12 protein-coding genes are annotated in these 17,875 nt (G+C 42.9%); all 12 read right to left on the bottom strand.

Going from position 1 to position 17,875, the window contains the following annotated elements; translation table 11 throughout:
- Nucleotides 1-60 precede the first annotated feature (60 nt).
- The 12 genes from CW740_RS05770 to tmk all read right to left on the bottom strand — a co-directional run bounded on the left by CW740_RS05770 (nucleotide 61) and on the right by tmk (nucleotide 17,864).
- Nucleotides 61-699, bottom strand: a complete 639-nt coding sequence (locus CW740_RS05770; protein ID WP_106646638.1) for a response regulator transcription factor — start codon at nucleotides 697-699, stop codon at nucleotides 61-63.
- A 1-nt stretch (nucleotide 700) separates the two neighbouring features.
- Nucleotides 701-1,438, bottom strand: coding sequence for a sensor histidine kinase (locus tag CW740_RS05765; protein ID WP_106646637.1), 738 nt, complete (start codon nucleotides 1,436-1,438; stop codon nucleotides 701-703).
- Entirely contained in the window at nucleotides 1,431-4,796 is a 3,366-nt protein-coding gene (locus CW740_RS05760; protein ID WP_106646636.1) for a serine/threonine-protein kinase, read from the bottom strand. The genes CW740_RS05765 and CW740_RS05760 overlap by 8 nt, the downstream gene beginning before the upstream one ends.
- 20 nt (nucleotides 4,797-4,816) lie before the next feature.
- The gene (locus CW740_RS05755) at nucleotides 4,817-5,713 is read right to left on the bottom strand and encodes an FHA domain-containing protein (RefSeq protein ID WP_106646635.1); all 897 of its coding nucleotides are present in this window, start codon (nucleotides 5,711-5,713) and stop codon (nucleotides 4,817-4,819) included.
- A 16-nt stretch (nucleotides 5,714-5,729) separates the two neighbouring features.
- A complete protein-coding gene (locus CW740_RS05750; protein WP_106646634.1) occupies nucleotides 5,730-6,563 on the bottom strand; it encodes a DUF6689 family protein in 834 nt (277 codons plus the stop codon).
- Between the two features lie 205 nt (nucleotides 6,564-6,768).
- Complete coding sequence (locus CW740_RS05745) at nucleotides 6,769-9,234, bottom strand: S8 family peptidase (RefSeq protein WP_106646633.1); 2,466 nt, start codon at nucleotides 9,232-9,234, stop codon at nucleotides 6,769-6,771.
- 200 nt (nucleotides 9,235-9,434) lie between these two features.
- On the bottom strand, nucleotides 9,435-11,495 hold the full coding sequence (locus CW740_RS05740) for a S8 family serine peptidase (protein ID WP_106646632.1): 2,061 nt from the start codon (nucleotides 11,493-11,495) through the stop codon (nucleotides 9,435-9,437).
- 587 nt (nucleotides 11,496-12,082) lie between these two features.
- Nucleotides 12,083-14,938, bottom strand: a complete 2,856-nt coding sequence (locus CW740_RS05735; protein ID WP_106646631.1) for a M16 family metallopeptidase — start codon at nucleotides 14,936-14,938, stop codon at nucleotides 12,083-12,085.
- A gap of 50 nt (nucleotides 14,939-14,988) precedes the next feature.
- Nucleotides 14,989-15,783 (bottom strand): TatD family hydrolase, encoded by a 795-nt coding sequence (locus tag CW740_RS05730; protein WP_106646630.1) that lies wholly within the window; start codon nucleotides 15,781-15,783, stop codon nucleotides 14,989-14,991.
- Between the two features lie 27 nt (nucleotides 15,784-15,810).
- Nucleotides 15,811-16,161 carry a PilZ domain-containing protein gene (locus CW740_RS05725; RefSeq protein ID WP_018624994.1) on the bottom strand — a complete coding sequence of 117 codons (351 nt, stop codon included), beginning with the start codon at nucleotides 16,159-16,161 and terminating at the stop codon, nucleotides 15,811-15,813.
- 57 nt (nucleotides 16,162-16,218) lie between these two features.
- The gene (gene holB, locus CW740_RS05720) at nucleotides 16,219-17,217 is read right to left on the bottom strand and encodes a DNA polymerase III subunit delta' (RefSeq protein ID WP_106646629.1); all 999 of its coding nucleotides are present in this window, start codon (nucleotides 17,215-17,217) and stop codon (nucleotides 16,219-16,221) included.
- Nucleotides 17,214-17,864: a dTMP kinase gene (gene tmk, locus CW740_RS05715; protein WP_198555374.1), complete on the bottom strand. Its 651-nt coding sequence runs from the start codon at nucleotides 17,862-17,864 to the stop codon at nucleotides 17,214-17,216. Before tmk ends, holB begins: the two co-directional genes overlap by 4 nt.
- Nucleotides 17,865-17,875: the final 11 nt, after the last annotated feature.

The raw sequence follows: 17,875 nt of genomic DNA, 5'->3' as shown, positions 1-17,875 counted from the left end.
AGAAGTGATGTTACCTGTCTTTATAATTAATTAGTGCCAAAGAAATTGAAATATATAGGATTAAACTAACAAATTATGCTTAGCTGCATAACGTACCAATTCAGCGGTATTAGACACACCTAGCTTCTCCAGCACTTTGCCACGATGGTTTTCGGCAGTTTTAACACTTATATCCAGCGCACGCGCGATATCTTTTGTTGTTTTTCCGTCAACTACCAGATGGAACACTTCACGCTCACGCTGAGTTAAGTTTTTATATGGATCCTGCCATTCTTTATCGGGTTGTGAGTATTGAGTGGCTAGAACACTGGCTGCATATTGGCTGTAATAAGTTTTGCCACTGGCTAGTGCTTTAACGGCATCAATCAACTCTTCACTGGCACTGTCCTTTAGCAAGTAACCCGACGCGCCTGCTCTGACCATATGAATGACATATTCCTGCTCCTCATGCATGGTCAATACTAGGATTTTGCATTCGGGTAATTTGTCATGAATTCGTTTAACCACTTCCATGCCATTGAGTTCAGGCATTGAAATATCAATAACCGCCACCTGAGGTCTTGTCTCCAGCGCTTTCTCAACCGCTTCAAGACCATTGGAGGCTTCGGCGACTACCGTGCAGTCAGCATCTTTACTTAATAAACTGACTAATCCCTGTCTAAGAATGGTGTGATCATCCGCAAGCATTACTCGAATCATGTTAGAGCCCCCCTTCACCGATGGAGCCAGTAATCACCACTTTGATCTCACAGCCCTCGCCTGGCTGAGACTCAACCATTAATTGACCGCCAAAAGCGGCCACCCGATCTCGCATGGCAGATAAACCAAACCCTTCAACTGATTCAGATGTATCTTTGGTCATGCCCACGCCATTATCCTTAATTTTGAGCACCAGCATCCGCTCGGTTGCAATTACGGTAATATCAATATGGGTTGCCTTGGCGTGTTTAATTGCATTGGTAATTGCTTCCTGTACCACTCTGAAAACCAATGTCTGCGTTTCGTCATCAAGATTAACCGATAACTGCTCATGCAGATCAATTTTGATCGAATTCTTTTCACCCATAACTCGTGATAACCATTGCAAAGCTGGGATTAAACCCAGGTCATCTAGAATTCTCGGTCGCATCAGTCGGGATATTTCACGAGTATCGCTTAGCGCTTGTCTAGCCAGTGTCAAAGCTTCGTCTAGTTCTTTAGGGTCAGGTTCACCTTCCTTGTGCATTTGCTGCAATTGGTTAATTAAAGCAGTCAACAACTGCCCTACACCGTCATGCAATTCTCGAGCAATATGCTTTCTTTCATCTTCCTGGACTCGCCATACTCGTTTCGCCAGAGTGCGCATTTGCTGATTGCCGCTAAGAAGTTCCTGTGCAATCTTTTGTTGCTTCTGGCTAAGTTCATTAACCAGCTCTGAAATATCTTTGTCACTATTCATCGTTCACACTGAGCTCCATTATGTCATCATCAAAAGCAACAATGTTTTGTTGTTCTATAAAACCGGTACGTGAATCCTCAGGCAGTTGCTTCAATAGATGATTAAGTTGTTGTTGTGCTCGTTGGCGATAAAGCGCTGGTGATTCACCTGAGTGTTCAACCAGTAAAGCTCGAAGACGATTTAGCTGGAAGCTTCTCCAGTAATCCCCCATTCTACGCAAAAGCAGATCTGCTTCATTTAATGATTGCTCTAACATTTCCCAATCATTATTAATGAAAAAGTAAGCAGCTTCTAACTCTAATAGATGAATATATTCATATTGATGAAGCGCCATATCATAAAGACGTATTTGTTGAACAAGCTCAGGAAAGCCTTCTTTATTCGTTTTCAGTGATCGTCTAGCCTGATCAAGTAAATATCGTAGCTTGGTTGCCTCGGGGATGTTGGTTTTATCAAACATCTCGACCAGAAATTGCTCTGACTGGAGTGTTTTCTCGTCAGTGCGTAACAGCAAGGTCTTATAGTAAAACTGTTGCTCAACGCTTCCTTTATCAATCACCAAGTCATTTAATGCTTTAAGCTGCTTCTGTAAAGCATCCTGATTACCTGTAAGAGAATGCCAGTCTGCAAGCCATAATCCAAACTCAATCACGCCACGGATATCGTTACGTTCCTGTAACTGCTGATAAAGGGAGTCCAACTTAGGAAGACTTTGCTCGAAATTACCCTGCAAAAAACTAAGCTTTGCGAGGTAAGCTTCAGCTACTAAGGCCTCCTCAAATAATCCCAATTCCTTTGCGTCCTGCAGAGCTTTCTCGAAGATAAAATAGGCGCTGCGCCAATTGCCCATGGCGAGTTCCATTTGCCCAAGATTTTCACGAACCCGGATAACACCCACCGGATCCTGAACTTTCTGATAGGCCTGCTCGGCCTGTTGCCAGTAGACTAATGCATTTTCAGGATTTGATAACAAATAATAGATAAAGCCGATATTATTCATACTTTCGGCTTTAAGCCATTCGTCTCCGAGATTAATACGCAAAGATAATGCCTGACGATAATTCTCAAGAGCTTTCTCATACAGCCCCTGCTCCTCATCTATAATGCCCATCTCGTTAAAGGCATTGGCCTTGCCTTCGATGTCATTAAGAGACTCATAAACAGCAAGACTCTGTTCAAGATAATTAGTAGCCGCTTCGTGTTGTCCCTGAATAGAGTGAACAGATGCGAGGTTTGACATACTCGTTGCCACACCATTTTGATCATCCGCTGTTTTACGCTTATATAAACCCTGTTCATAATAGTCTTGGGCGAGCTCTAAATTACCAAGACGCTGGTATGCAACTCCAATGGCATTAAGCACATCACCTTCTAAATTAATGTCTTTGAGTTTTTTAGCGATGACCAGAGCTTTAACCAAATAATCATCAACAGCGGTTTGCGCGTCACCTGACCAGATTGACACTTTTGCCAGTTCAAACCAGGCACTTGGATGATTTGGATCCAGGGCAACGACCTGTTGTAGCGTTTGCTCGGCTTTTGGAAACTGCTGTGTTGTAACGTAGAGTTCAGCAAGTGAAAATTTAATATCAATGTTTAACGGGTATTGCTCAATAAGGTTAAGATAATCCATCTCAGCCTGTTCAAACTTTTCTGCAAGCTCATTCAAAATAGCGGTTGAATGAATATGAATGAAGCTTTGGTCTGGACTTAACGATTGGGATTTAGCAAATGCGTTTTCGGCCTGTGCAAACTCTCCAGTGTTTAAATAAACTTGCCCAACTTCAAACCACAAATGTTCAGAATCAGGCTGCTCACCAATTAACTCATTCAACTTGGCTTCAGCCTGCGACCACTCACCCTTTTTGATTAACTCCTGTACTTCACTTTGCAGAATAAACGCTTCACTGCTTTCGATAGAAGCTTGCTGATTAATCTTTAAAGATTGGTTGAGATCAGATATCAATTTTCTGACAATAGAGTCGGCAGACTCAGACTGAATGACAACTTCTGAGACCTGTTGCTTATTAACCGTATTGCCCGATATTGATAAAACTTCGACAATCAGTGAGTTTTCATCTTTGCTTGAAGCTATCACCCTTGCACTAACAATTTTATTAACCTTTAACAGATCCGCCAGCAAAAGTATCTGGTTATCATTCAGCATGGATTGATAACCAAGCAGATCAAGTGTTTCTAACACACGATCATTATTAACCAGCCTTAACTCCGGGTATTGAGTCAATTGATAATGAAGATAATCTGGTATGCCATATTTAATCCAGTTATCAATGGGCTGCCCTCGCGTTTCACTTTCGAAAGGCAATATGGCCAGCGAAGTATGTTGTGATGGAGCTATTGGTTGAGTTTGATAACGCCACCATAAAACTCCAGCCAAAATGATAAGGGCAAATGCAGCGACCAAACCGAATGTCTTATTGGCTTTTGTCTTTGGAGGCTGTTTGATCAGCGCATAATCTATCGCCAGCTGCAAATCTTCAGCAGATTGATAGCGCGAATTACTGTATGGAGAAATCAGCTTGAGTACTACTGACTTAAATTTTTTAAAGTCTGATCTTGATACTGGAAAGTCTTTGGTTCCTTTCTGTTTTTGCTCAATTAGAGCATCGAGTGAATTTCCATCAAAAGGCAATCTATTACATAAAAGCTGATACAGAATCACTCCAACAGCATAGAGATCTATGCTGCTGCTTATGACATTTTTTTGCAGGTATTCTGGCGGCAAGTATTGTGGTGTTCCACTAATGATGCCCTGCTCTTTTGATTCAGATAATACAGCAAGGCCAAAGTCTGCCAGATATAGCTGATCATTATGAGCGATAAGGATATTTTCTGGCTTGATGTCGCGGTGGTAAATATTGTGGCTCTCAGCAAAGCTCAGCGCACTGATGACCTGATTGATATAGAGCTCAATCTGACTCTCTGAGAAAGTATGCCCCGATTTATCATTCTGTTCCATTTTCTGTTCAAGGCTTTCTCCTTCGATCCAGTCCATGGTAAAAAAGTGCAGTTCTTTATCAGTATAGTATTCATGAACCCTGACGATATTGGGATGCGAGAGCTGCCTGAGCAGAAGGATTTCTTTTTTGAAATCAGCAAGAGCTTGCTGATTTTTTGATATGAAGGAATGCAGGACCTTTAGCGCAACAATAACATCGAGCTGCAAGTCTCTTACTTTATAGACAGCACCAAATCGACCTACACCCTGTAACTTTTCAACTTGGAAACGTCCAGCCAGAAGGGTTCCAGTTTCAAGAATTTCAAAGTCTTCAATTACTTGAGTCTTTGATAAGTCCCCAGAATCTTTTTGGCTTTGCTTCGGGTCATCATTCACCATTGAAGCTTAACCTTATAGAATTAATGCACGAGTTGTAATATCGGTTTATTTAACAGGCTATCATAACTTCTTGATTCTGGCACCCGATTCATGAGATTGGTTATTTGATTCTGTAAAACTATGGCTTCGGAACTTAATGTTATCTGCTGACTGATAATGGATAAAATATCCATGTCTAAATCAGTTAATACTTTGGTGGACTCTTTACTGTCCGTATAAACCACACCAATTAATTGGTTATCTGAAAATAGTGGAACGCAGGCCAGTGCAGCAATCTGCTTGCGCTGAACACTTTCGCGCTTAGCAAGCATGGCGTCCTGACTGACGTCCATTGCTACTACCGGATTAGCACTATTGATAGCTTTCATCATAGCGCCGACACTCCCTTCAAAAGAACGGTTGTCAAAGTCTGCATTGGACATGCCAAGAACAGCTCCGACTTTTAGGCTTTGAAAGTCGTTACCAAGCATTACAAGACCTCGTTGAGTGCCCATTAAACTGATAACGGAATTGAGTTGTTCCTGCAGCGTTTCAACCAGCAATCCATCTGCAACATGGTTTATTGATTTAGATTGCTCAAGACGCCATTGATTGTGGGACTCGATTGCTTGTAATTGTTGTGCCGTTTTTGCTTCAAATAAACAATCAACTTCCCCTACAGAAATAAGTTCATTTCCATTTAGCAAGCTGGCCTCGACTTTTACACCATTGACTTTTGTACCATTCTGGCTCGACTGATCGTTCAAATGCCAGCCATCAGCGAGATGTGACATGAGTGCATGCTGCCTAGAAACCGTGGGATGCCTCAAGACCAAATCACAGGAGCTAGCCCGACCAATTCGATAGTCGGACTGCTCATAAAGAAATGCTTCGGTTGCGGGTTGGTCTGAATAGCAGACCGTTATTTTTGCTGGCATGGTCGTCTAATCAACATTAGTTAACAAGACGCAGGCTGAATCTTAGCGTATTGGCATACGCAATCAGCTCACCGGCAACATTGTCGATGTCACGACTTGAACGCCAGACATTCGGAATATCAGCTGGATCTGCCTGCTCAATGATTCGACTGAATTCATCAACTTTGTTACTAGCCAAGGTATAGTTTTGCTGAGTAATCAGTTGCTGAACTTCACTTAGCTTACTGCTTAACTGACTATAAAGTACCGGGTCGATTTGAGTTGAAAATGTAGCAAGACTATTGCTCAAACGGTTGTACTTAGTGTTTACAACAGTCAGTACAGGTCGCAAATCAGCGACAATTAGAAATTGCGAAAACTTGCCTGTAGTTCCGCGTGCACGGTAGCTACCTGAACCCATGGTCGCAGTTATATCTTCAAACTGACCATTTAAAGGTGCTTTGAAGAAACGTAAAGGAGTTCCTGGCAAATAATCTAAATTATGGGTGTGTATATCTACCGTAGCCAACCCTGAAAAAGCGAATCCTTTATTTGAAGGTGGCTCGATGGTAATGAGCATTGGAAATGCTGCCTGAAGATTAATATTGGTGACATCGGACAGTCTGTTAAGAATATCTATGTCGGTAATATCAATTAATTCTGCAGTAATACCTATATTGTCTGCGGTTAATCCCACAGAATTTTCAAAAGTTAAAGTTAAATCAGCTGATACGTTCCCTGTAAGATTGATTACCGCTTCAACTTTATTGCCCTGTACCGTAAGTTCTACTGGATTTGCCTTACTGGCAATTGAGCCAAGGCTCATAAATAGAACAGCTACGCTTAAGGCTAGAGCTTTAAAAGCTGACATCATCTTTACCTCGCAACGTGAGAGAAATATTTCATTAGATATAACTAATGCAACACTCCGATTCAAAATACTTAAATTTATGCATTAAAGCAAGAATGCATTACAACAAATTGATTAAAAAGTAGGCGTCCCTGCCTACTTTTATCGTATTTTCAATAGTGGTTAACAAATTACTGAATGAATTGAATCCAGTTAATAAGTTAACTTATTGATAATACGAATCGTAAAAGCGACCAATTAATACAGCGTACTCCGCACGGCTAATTGATTCACCAGGCTCGAAGTAAGCAACTAATTTAGGCTGAAGGTCGAATGGACCCTGTTCAACATTAAAGCGGACGCCAACTATTGATAAATCAAGCGCTAATTGGACATAACCGCGAAGCTCAGCAGGGATATCGCCCTGGTCAAGAACAGGTATAGCCTGACCATTGTAGTCGACCGTTATATCGCCGCTGAAAGCCTGTGCTTCTGTTTCCAAACCTAAGCTTTGTACCAGAGAGTAAGCTAACTCTACTCTGCTTACATTGTCATTTGGACGGAATTTACCACCATCGCTCAACATTACTGGTTGCTGTATTTGAACACGGTCTTTTAAAGCACCGCCTTTAGCACTGGCAGACTCTGCATAAGCCGCTAACTCTAGCCCTACATCAGTAAAGTTAACTTGCTCTTCGTTTAACAAGTCACGATATTGACGAACAGCAGCCCCCATCACTAAATACTGAGCCAACTCTTTACGTTTTAAGGCTCGATCCGGACGGAAGAACTTGTCGTTAAAGCTATCAACTAAACGCTCGCTGGTTGCGAACTGAATGGCGTTTTCAGCTGGATGTCCGGCAATATCATCAAGACCTTCATAACCACCCGAAGTAAAGATGCCAATTTGCCCACTGACGACTTCTGGAACACCTGGTCCATTAGTTGCTCCAGTTGGGTCAGCTTCAACCCCAGATAGCGACGTTAAGCCATAAGCAGAAAGCTTCCATGTACCTTCTTGAGCAGGTGCTGACACACGCATCGACGTTGTAAGAACCGGCAAGGTCAAGTTGCCAAAGTACTCGGTTCCATCAGGCGCTTCCAGTTTGAGCTTGATGGTATTAGCCAAAGACTCAGCAGAAGCAGAAATAAATACGGCATCAGGACCAACGGTAAATTCATGAACATCTGGCTCACCAACTGGCGAATACAGAACTTCAAAAGCTTCTGGCTCTGCAGGTGGAAGTACAATTGAGTTACCGTTGAAGCTATTAAAGTTGTTTACCGTGACTTTATGACCAGCATCGTAATTGAGGGCAGCTGCTACTGCCGCGTAGGCATTCACATAACCCGCACCTACTTCCCAACGCTCATAGCCAGGCATATTGGTTGCAGTTTCTTGAATCAAACGCTTAGTCTCGAGCGGTGTAAGATTAGGATTGGCTTCAAGCATCAGTGCAATAATACCTGCAACGTGCGGTGTTGCCATCGAAGTACCAGAAATCATTGTGTAATAAGGAAGATACTCTGTTTCGATAGCATCTAAGTCTGCATCGCCTCCATTGGAAACCAGATTAGTTTTAGCACGGGTTGAAATAATATCGACACCAGGAGCAACAACAGACACTTCATTGCTATATGTCCACTCAGTACCATCAGGCATTGTAAATGTGCCAGTTTCATCGCGCTGACCACGAGAAGAAAAGTCAATCAACGTACCCTGCTTTGTACCAGCACCTACCGACATGCCCCAGGGAATTTGAGCATATGGGTTATGGGTATCTTCGCCTGGGCCATCGTTACCGGCAGCGAAAACTGAAATCATACCCAACTTATAAGCTTTGTAAGATGCTACAGAAATAGGACCATTCGGTTCATATTTACCGCTTGATCCCCAGGAATTGCTCATCACTCGAATCGGCGAATTAAAATCATAGATATGGGTAATGGCGTAATCATAACCACCCAAAGCATCCAGAATCGATAGACCCGCTCCCGAACCATAACCGACTAACTCAGCATCTGGAGCAGCACCTTTATACTTGCCATCTGAATGAGTACCCCAGCCTGCAACAGTACCCGCACAGTGGGTACCATGACCAACGTTTAGATCCGTATTTAACTGACCTTCAATCCAGACCCCACGTACAGGAGTTAGCGTTAATGCCTGAGCATGAGCAATGGCCTGAACGTTCTCGACTACTTTTGAGCCGTATTCAAGATCAGCCAGAGTCGCATCGATACCTGAATCGTTGACCATGATGGTAACGCCTTTACCGGTAAAGCCAATACCGTTTTGCTGTACGAACTCTTCACTTTGCAACTTTTCAGCACCCGTTAACTCGCGAGCTTCAGCGTTAAAATATTTCAGGCTGCGATTGGCAAAAACAGAACGGACGCCATCCATTTTGCTGATTTGCTCAATCTGTAGCGGAGTTGCAACAACACCGATGATTGGCAGAGATTGGAACTGAACACCTTCAGTAATTCCCAAGTCCATCAAAGACTGGATTTGCTCTGGTGCCAGCTGGTCAAGTTGATCGAAAGTTACTACAGCCATAGTGCTTTCGGTAACTGACATGGTTTGTAAGTTCTGCTGCAGCTCACTGCCGATAACGGCTTCTGCTGCTGCGTTCATGCTAAAGCCAGCTAATGTCGCCGCCAGCGCTAGTCGTTTGATTTGTGTGTTCATTAATACACTACCCCTATGTGTGTTTAATAGATTGATGTTTCATAACCCATTGCAAGTCATTTTTGACTTGTTAGCTATCGGTGCAAATACTCAAATTGCATTAGGGAAAACCCCTAATCATGAATAGACACAGTTATAATTTTTATGGAATGAGAATTAAAAAAGAGGGCCCGAAGGCCCCCAACGCCTCTCACGAGCAGTTACTGAATCAGGTTTGAAACCTCTACATCGATTGTGTAGTCAGTTGAAACGCTGATATATCCGTTTACGCGTAAGGTGTAGTCACCTGCCTGTTCTGGTCTGAATGAAATAACTTCAGGGTTATCCAGAGACGCACTGCTAGCAACAACATTTCCTTCAGCATCTAGCATTTGGAAGTCCAAGTCAGCAACACCGCCCCAGCTCAATACCGCATCAATCGCTACTGCATCAGCGCCAACGCTAATGACATGATCATTGAATTGGATGTTTTCAGCCGATGGACCAATGTTGCCTTCAATAACTTGCTGGTCAGTATTGATTGAGGTTCCATTATCAACAAGTTGACCATCCATTTTCAGGCCATCAAAGTTAATGGTTCCTTCAACATTTTTGATAGACAGGCTGTGTACTTGTGAAGTGTCCAGGTCACGCAACACGAATGACTTCGAGCTAGTTTCAGGTGAATAGAAATCTATGATGCCTTTACTTTGACCATTCAAGAAAACTTCACCATGTCCACCTTTTGAGTTGGCTGTGTAAAGAATCTGAATGCTATCACCGATGAAGTTAAACATTACTTCGGCATTATTGCGTCGGCTTTGTTGGTAGCTGCCGTCAGTGCTATCCGCATCAGATTTAGTGCTCCAGCGTGACACATAGTCGATCATAGAATCAGTCTCTGAAACTACTTTCCAGTTGCCCTGAGATGACCACTTTGTTGCGCCAGCCATAAATTCAGCACGCTTACCTTCAGTAACACGAGCTTTTTCTACAGCAGCTTTAACGTTGATATAACCGCCACCCACTTGATGGAATTCAAAACCTTCCATTGGGTCAGCAGTATCACGAATGATTTCTTCAATCTGGTCAGGAGATAGATCAGGATTAACCTCTAGAAGTAAGCCTGCTACACCAGCAACGAATGGAGTAGCCATAGAAGTACCGCTCATTCCTGCATAATAAACATCATACTCTGGATATTCAGGGTCAAGCACTGGACCTAGTAATGGTAGTACTGTATTCAATGCTTTTGTAGAAATGATATTACTGCCTGGTGCAGTCACATCAGGAGCTTTGAATTCGTCTCCTGCAACACCACGACTAGAGAAGTTAGCTAAACCGCGATCTTCGGTACCAGCCGCAACGTTGATAGTCCATGGAGCAACACCATAAGGGTTAAGAGTATTATCACCCGGGCCGTCGTTACCAGCAGCGAATGTTACAATAATGCCCTGCTTATAGGCTTCGTATGATGCCTGATTGGTAGGGTTGTTTGGATCAAACTCTGCTCCACCGGAACTCCCCCAACTGTTGGTAATAACATCAATACCGTATTTCTCTTTATTACCAATGGCATAATCAAAACCAGCCAGTGCATAAAGAATCGAGATGGCATCACCAGCACCTAAACCTACCAGTTTCGCATCAGGAGCGATACCGTCGTGGTAATTTGCACGGCGAGCATCATCGGCAGAAGCTGCACCAGTACCCGCTACCGTACCTGCAACGTGGGAACCGTGACCTGAACTGGTGTCACTGTTTGGAACACCCTCAAGGAACACATTCAAACCGCCAGCTAAATCGAGATCGCCAACGATTTTGACGTTCTGTACAACTTTAGAGCCTAACTGTAAGTCAGGGTGTGTAGCATCAACACCTGAATCTAATACAGCAATAGTAGCACCACGGCCCGTGACATTCTCAACGTCATGAACATAATGTCCGCCAGTGATTTCACCAGAGTTGTAGTTGTAATATTTCAAAGGAGCATCATAGTAGATACTTTTGACGCGCTCATCTTTGGCAAGTGCATTAATTTGCGCTTTGGTTAGAGTTGCACCAGCCATTGGCAAGGTTTTCATCGCCAAGTATGGCTGACCAAGGTTTGCCATGACATCATTAAGTTGCGATTGGTCATGGGTAGTCACAATAACTTTGGTTGGCGTTAACGCTGTAGGTAACATTTCTGTTAACTCAGGTCCGATAATAGCGTCTGCGTGAGCGGTCCCTGCTACGGCTGCCAAAACACTGGCTGTGATAATTGATACAGTTGGTTTCATGGTTTGGTCCTCGTAGTCAAAATAATAATTATTTGGTCTCGACTACGACTATGCACAAAGCCAATGAAATCAGGTATTAGGTAAAGCCCCTAGATCATGCAGGGGGTTTCCCCTAGATGAAGACTTTATAAAGGAAGTTGATTGGGGGTTGGTTAAACGGTAAATAATAGCGTGTTCTATTATTGTCATTCCCGCGAAGGCGGGAATCTATTCACTTTTTAACCTTTCCTTTAATCTAGTTTTCGCCGCTCGGCGAGCTACTTTTCTTGCGTGGTCAAGAAAAGTAGCCAAAAGAAGACCACCCCGATATTGAGGCCACGCTCCGCGTGACTTCCTGCGCCACTCCCAAAATACTTAACGCACCAGAATTTACATCACGTCCCTGTGCTGAAAATTCTTATCAAAATCATCCACGATTTTGATTGCTATATTTTGTACGCGCCTTAGCTCAATATAAAGGGGATTATTGGTGCGACACTCAGCAAATCAGTAATACTTCGACCAAGAATATTAACTGACTTTCTGAAGCTTGCTCTCTGACTGAGAGTTATTTGCTCACAATTTAATACTGTAGGTATTTAAAATAACTACAGAGGATTGCCCTTTCGATCCAACATTATCGGCTCGCCATAACCAAAGGCTTTGACTCTCTCTAACTGAGTTGCGGCGTCACCAACGATAACGTAGATCATTTCCTGCTCATCAGCATATTTTTGGTAGATATTTTTGACTTCTTCTACCGTCATAGCTTCAAGCTGGGCCTGCTCTTTTTCAATAAAATTGAATGGTAAATCAAACTTACTGACCTCATTCAGCATGGTCAGCAAATTATTGATGGTTTCGTATTCACGAGTACTTCGTTTAATCAGAAGGTTCTTGGTGGTTTCCAGATCCTGCTGAGTAAAGGTTTCGTCATAATTTGCAATCAGATCTTTGAAAATCTCCAAGGATTCAAGAGTAACGTTTGCACGCACCTGCGAATAAGCCATGAAAGGGGCTATATAGCGGGCTTTACCAATGGTTGAGTAAGCACCATAGGTATAACCCTTTTCGATACGCAGGGTCTGGAACAAACGTGCACTGCCGCCTGCACCCAAACGATTCTGAGCAACTGTGAATGGGTAATAATCAGGATCGTCACCACTTAAGCCACGTTTACCCACAATAATGACGGATTGCTTGGCATCGGGAATGTCAACAAAGAAGACTTTTGGTGAGTCAAATGACTTTGGCTCTTCGTATTCAGGCAACTCAATTAGCTCTCCATCCCACGATTGAGACAACTGCTTGATACCTGTCTTTACCTGCTGATGATCGATTTGGCCAACCACATGAATCGCTGCATTTTTTGGTGACAACGCCTTATCATAAAAAGCTTTAACGTCATCCAAGGTAATAGCGGCAACAGAGTCTGAAGTGCCCCCGACAGGAATGCCTGCACGATGCTCATCACCATATATCTGGCTATAAAAGCCTCTACTGGCAACTGCAAAAGGACTAGCTTCGTTTTGCTTGATTTCATTTAATTGCTTAGCCTTCAAGCGCTCGAATTCTTTGGCATCAAAGCGAGGTTTCAGCAGCATTTCAGTCAGCAACTCCATGGTTGGTTGGTAATTTCTTGCTAAGGTTGTACCAACCACAGAAATAGAGTCGATACCGGCATCAAACCTTATGCTGGCACCTAATAATCCAATCGCATCTTCTAGTTCTTCTGGAGTTTTATTAGCAGTACCTTCATTCATCAACTCAGCTAATAAATTGGCAACACCATACTGCCCTTCGGTTTCCAACCAGGCGCCACCATCAATTCGCATTGCAAAACTCACGATGGGAAGCTCGTTATGCTCCATCGTATAAATTTCCAATCCATTATCAGCCACTGACTTAGAAATTTCAGGAATGGATACTTTTGGAGTTTCACCTAATGGTGGTTCTGAACGATCATGTTTGGTTGGAGTTTTTTCATAATCAGCCAGTGCATCAGCATCAAACTCTTCTTCTGCACCTTGAACAATCTGCTCTTCTACTACATTGGCTTTTTTTGAGCCTTCGACAATCAAGGTTGGTTGATCTTCAGGAACAAAACTAGTCATGATGAAGTTTTGATCTTTAATGTATTCGTCATAGACACGCATTATGTCTTGGCGCGTAACGCTTTTGATATTGGCAATGTCTTTCGCAACGTATGCCGGATCACCAGCATACTCATTATAGATGCCTAACTGGAATGCTTTACTAAGAACACTCGAAATACCGTTATAAAAAGAAGTCTCCTGTCTGGCTTTAATGCGTTGTAAATCATTATCGCTGAAACCTTCTTTCTCAAAATTGGCAAGAGCCTCCTGAATGCCTTTATAAACTGCATCCAAATCAACTCCCTCGTTGGCTCTTACTCGAATGGTAAAAGTTCCTGCAATTTCATTAGAGCCGTTATAGGCTGCGACAGATGGAGCTAACTTTTGTTCCTCAACCAGAACTTTGTAAAGATGGGCTCTTTTACCCCGGCTCAGGATTTCTCCTAATGCATCCAGCGCATAGGAGTCCTTGTGATATTGCTCGACCGTCGGAAAAGTTAATCGAATTTCAGGAACTTTAGCAAAATTATCCAGATGGTATAATTTTTTAGTTTCTTCTAGCTGAACTGACATGGGCTCAGGATCTTTTACTGCCTCAGATGGTTTTATTTCACCAAACCATTTCTCAACCATCTTTTTGGTTTCATCAAAATCAATATCACCAGCAATAACTAATGTTGCATTAGATGGACCATAGTATTCGCTGTAAAACTCTTTAACATCAGCAAGAGTAGCAGCCTGTAAATCGTCTAGGTCACCAATAACAGTCCAGTTGTAAGGATGTCCCTCAGGATATAGGTTTTTGAGAATGACATGCTGAGTATGACCATAGGCCTGATTATCAACACGCTGTCTTTTTTCATTCTTAACAACCTGCTTTTCTCTTTCCAAGGCACCTTCGGTTACCGTGTTGATCATAAAACCAAGGCGGTCTGAATCGATCCACATTAACTTCTCAAGAGCATCTTTGGGTACCACTTCGTAGTACATGGTTCCGTCAGTCCAGGTTCCGCCATTACGGGTGCCACCAAGTTCTTCAATCATTTTACGATTAGCACCTTGAGGAACATTCTCAGAGTCATTAAATGCCATGTGCTCAAAGAAATGGGCAAAGCCGGTGCGGCCTGGTTTTTCGCGGTTTGAGCCAACATGAACGATTGTTGCCATGGCTACAATAGGATCAGACTTATCCTGATGAAGGATGACTGTTAAGCCATTTTCCAGCTGATATTTTTCAAATGGAATTTTAAATTCGGTTTCTTGGCTAGACTGAGACTTTTCAGAGGATGACTGTTTGTCGCTAGTTCCGTTATGTTGGCAGGCAACGGCGACAAAAGACAGAGACAGTAGAAACAATAGCTTTTTCATTGGTACTTCCTGATTGTCTGACTAAAACATAATTGGGCTTATTTACGGCATTAGGTGATTGTAACCACGCTTTTATCAAATAGCATTTTGTAATTGTTAGCAGTTATTTCACATAACTCTTCGTAGCTAATATGGTGTAAATCAGCAACAAACTGCCCTACTTCTTTGACGTAGGCAGGTTGATTGCTTTTACCTCGATAAGGAACAGGAGCTAAATAAGGTGAGTCGGTTTCAATTAGAAGCCTATCCAACGGGATCTGGCGACAGACTTCTCTTAACTCTTCCGCGTTTCTAAAGGTCACAATTCCTGAAAATGAAATATAAAAACCCAGCTCCAATGCAGCCTTCGCCATTTCAAGACTTTCAGTGAAGCAATGCAATACGCCTCCGCACTCCTGAGCCTGTTCTTCTCGAAGAATATCAATCGTATCCTGACGAGCATCGCGAGTATGAACAATTACGGGCAGCTTAGCTAGACGGGCGGCCTGGATATGTTTACGGAAGCTTTCCTGCTGTAATTTGTGATTCTCTGGCTCTTTATTATAAAAGTAATCAAGTCCGGTTTCCCCAATAGCCACAACTTTAGGGTGTTTTGCCTTCTCAACTAATAACTCAACATCTGCTTCAGACACTGCATCATAAAGCGGGTGAATACCTACTGAGCATGAAATATCATCATGAGCTTCTGCAATAAGCCTAACGTCATCGAACTTATCCAGAGTAATACCAACACACAGCATGTGCTTAACACCACGGCTACGTGCAAAATCTAGAGCTTTATTAAGGTCGTTATCGTATGCACCCAGATCAAGGCGATCCAGGTGACAGTGTGAATCTATGAGCATAAGAAATTATATAGAATTAGAAATGAGTTACATCGTGTGGGTGGGTTTGTCAGAATCAAGTCGACCGGCTAACAGGTTCTCAATTTTATTTTTAGTTTGACCATTATCCTGATCGCTAAATTGAATACCGATACCGGCGCGCTTATTACCCTGAGAACCAATTGGAGTGATCCAGACAACTTTACCTGCAATTGGCAATTTTTCTGGCTCATCAATGATGGCAAGCAGCATGAAAACGTCATCGCCCAGATTATATTCTTTATTGGTTTGAATGAAGATACCGCCGTTTTCAAGAAACGGCATATAGGCTTTGTATAGATCTTCTTTGTCTTCGACATGAATGGTTAATATGCCGGGACCAGTTCTTTCTATCCGCATTGGGTAACTGCCTTAATCATGAAAGTCTTAATAACCATCAACCAGTTTATAATAAAATTAACCTAATGACTTGTATTTACTGGCAATTTGGGTGACAAAAATCAATAAGCTTTGCCACGATGCCATTAGATTAACGGGACTTTTTTGCTTAATCAACCGTTGGAGCTCATTTATTTTCTCAAGCAACATCAACCAGCCCTGACCATTAATAGCCTTTGCCAGCAATCCTAACTCCTGTTTTTGCTGAACAAAAAGCAAATCCCCATCTTCGTCGGTCTGCTGAATTAAGAGAATATCGCGCACCATCAACTGCATCCAGAATGCCACATCAGCAAGCTCTTCATGCCAAAACTGAGCCATTTGGACAGGAGTTTGATTACCTTGCACCAAATCCGTCATCTGTACAATGAATTCAGCATACTTGAGTGTATCACCATTAACTCCGAAGTCTTCAGCTTTATATGGAGCCTGTGGAAACAGGTTAAGCGCTGCTTCAAGGGCCTGTGTCATATGTCCCTGTCGTTCTGTTAACCACTCCCTGACTTGCTGCGGTTCATCTACGCTAAGTGATAAAAGTTGTGCTCGACTACGAATAGTTGGTGGCACACCCTGCAACTGTGACGTTTGAAGAATCAGCAGGGTATTATCCTGTGGCTCCTCAAGGGTTTTCAGTAAGGCATTGAAAGAACTAGCGTTCATAGCCTGAACATTGGCAATATTGGCTACTTTCCAGCCGCCCTGATGTGAAGACTCCTGCATTGAAGCAATCAACTCACGAACCTGCCCTACTGAGATTTGAGTTTTATCCTGTTCGATATCAAGCAGGTGATAGTCGGGATGATGACCAGCTTCGAATAAGAAACAGCTTTTACACTTACCACAGGCTTCCTGTTGACGATTCAGACACAACAACCATTGCGCCAAACTTTGGGCAAAAGTTTCTCTCCCTATTCCCTCAGGGCCCATTAAAAGGATTGCATGAGGTAACGAACCCTGTTGGAACTGGTCCTGAACTCGCTTGAATCGACTTTGATTCCAAACCTCAACCTGCGTCATAGCATAGAAACCTGCTGTTCATAGAACTGAATTAAAACCTGTTTAATTTGCTGCTGAACCTCTTCCAGGCTGCCGCTGGCATCAACAACCTTTACCCGCTCAGGTTCTTGCTCGGCAATCTGTAAATAACCATTGCGAACTTGCTCGAAGAACCCTATTTTTTCTTCTTCAAAACGGTCTACCGGACCGCGCTCCTGAGCACGAGACAAACCAATCTCTACAGGCAAATCAAGCAGAATAGTCAGATCAGGCTTGAAGCCCTCAAGCACCCAATGATCCAGCTCAACTAATTTCTCAAGGCCTAATGCCCTGCCTGCACCTTGATAGGCAAAACTGGCATCACTGAAACGGTCGCACAATACCCATTGTCCCTGTTCCAACGCTGGCTTGATTTTCTGGCTGACATGTTGCGCGCGAGCCGCATACATTAACAATAACTCACTCTTTGCATCCACCTGCTCATCACGCTTGGACAAAAGCAGTTCTCGAATCTCTTCGGCCATCGGTGTTCCACCAGGCTCCCGGGTATGAAGCAACGATATGTTTTTTGCCTCAAACCACTCTTTGATAAAAGCGATGTTTGTGGACTTTCCAACGCCCTCAGTACCTTCAATGGTGATAAATTTGCCTGTATGTTTTGTCATCATTCTGTCCATTG

This window comes from Kangiella profundi, from assembly GCF_002838765.1.
Lineage (GTDB): Bacteria > Pseudomonadota > Gammaproteobacteria > Enterobacterales > Kangiellaceae > Kangiella > Kangiella profundi.
The sequence above is the reverse complement of the archived record's forward strand: the minus strand, read 5'-3'. Positions and strand labels throughout refer to the sequence as shown.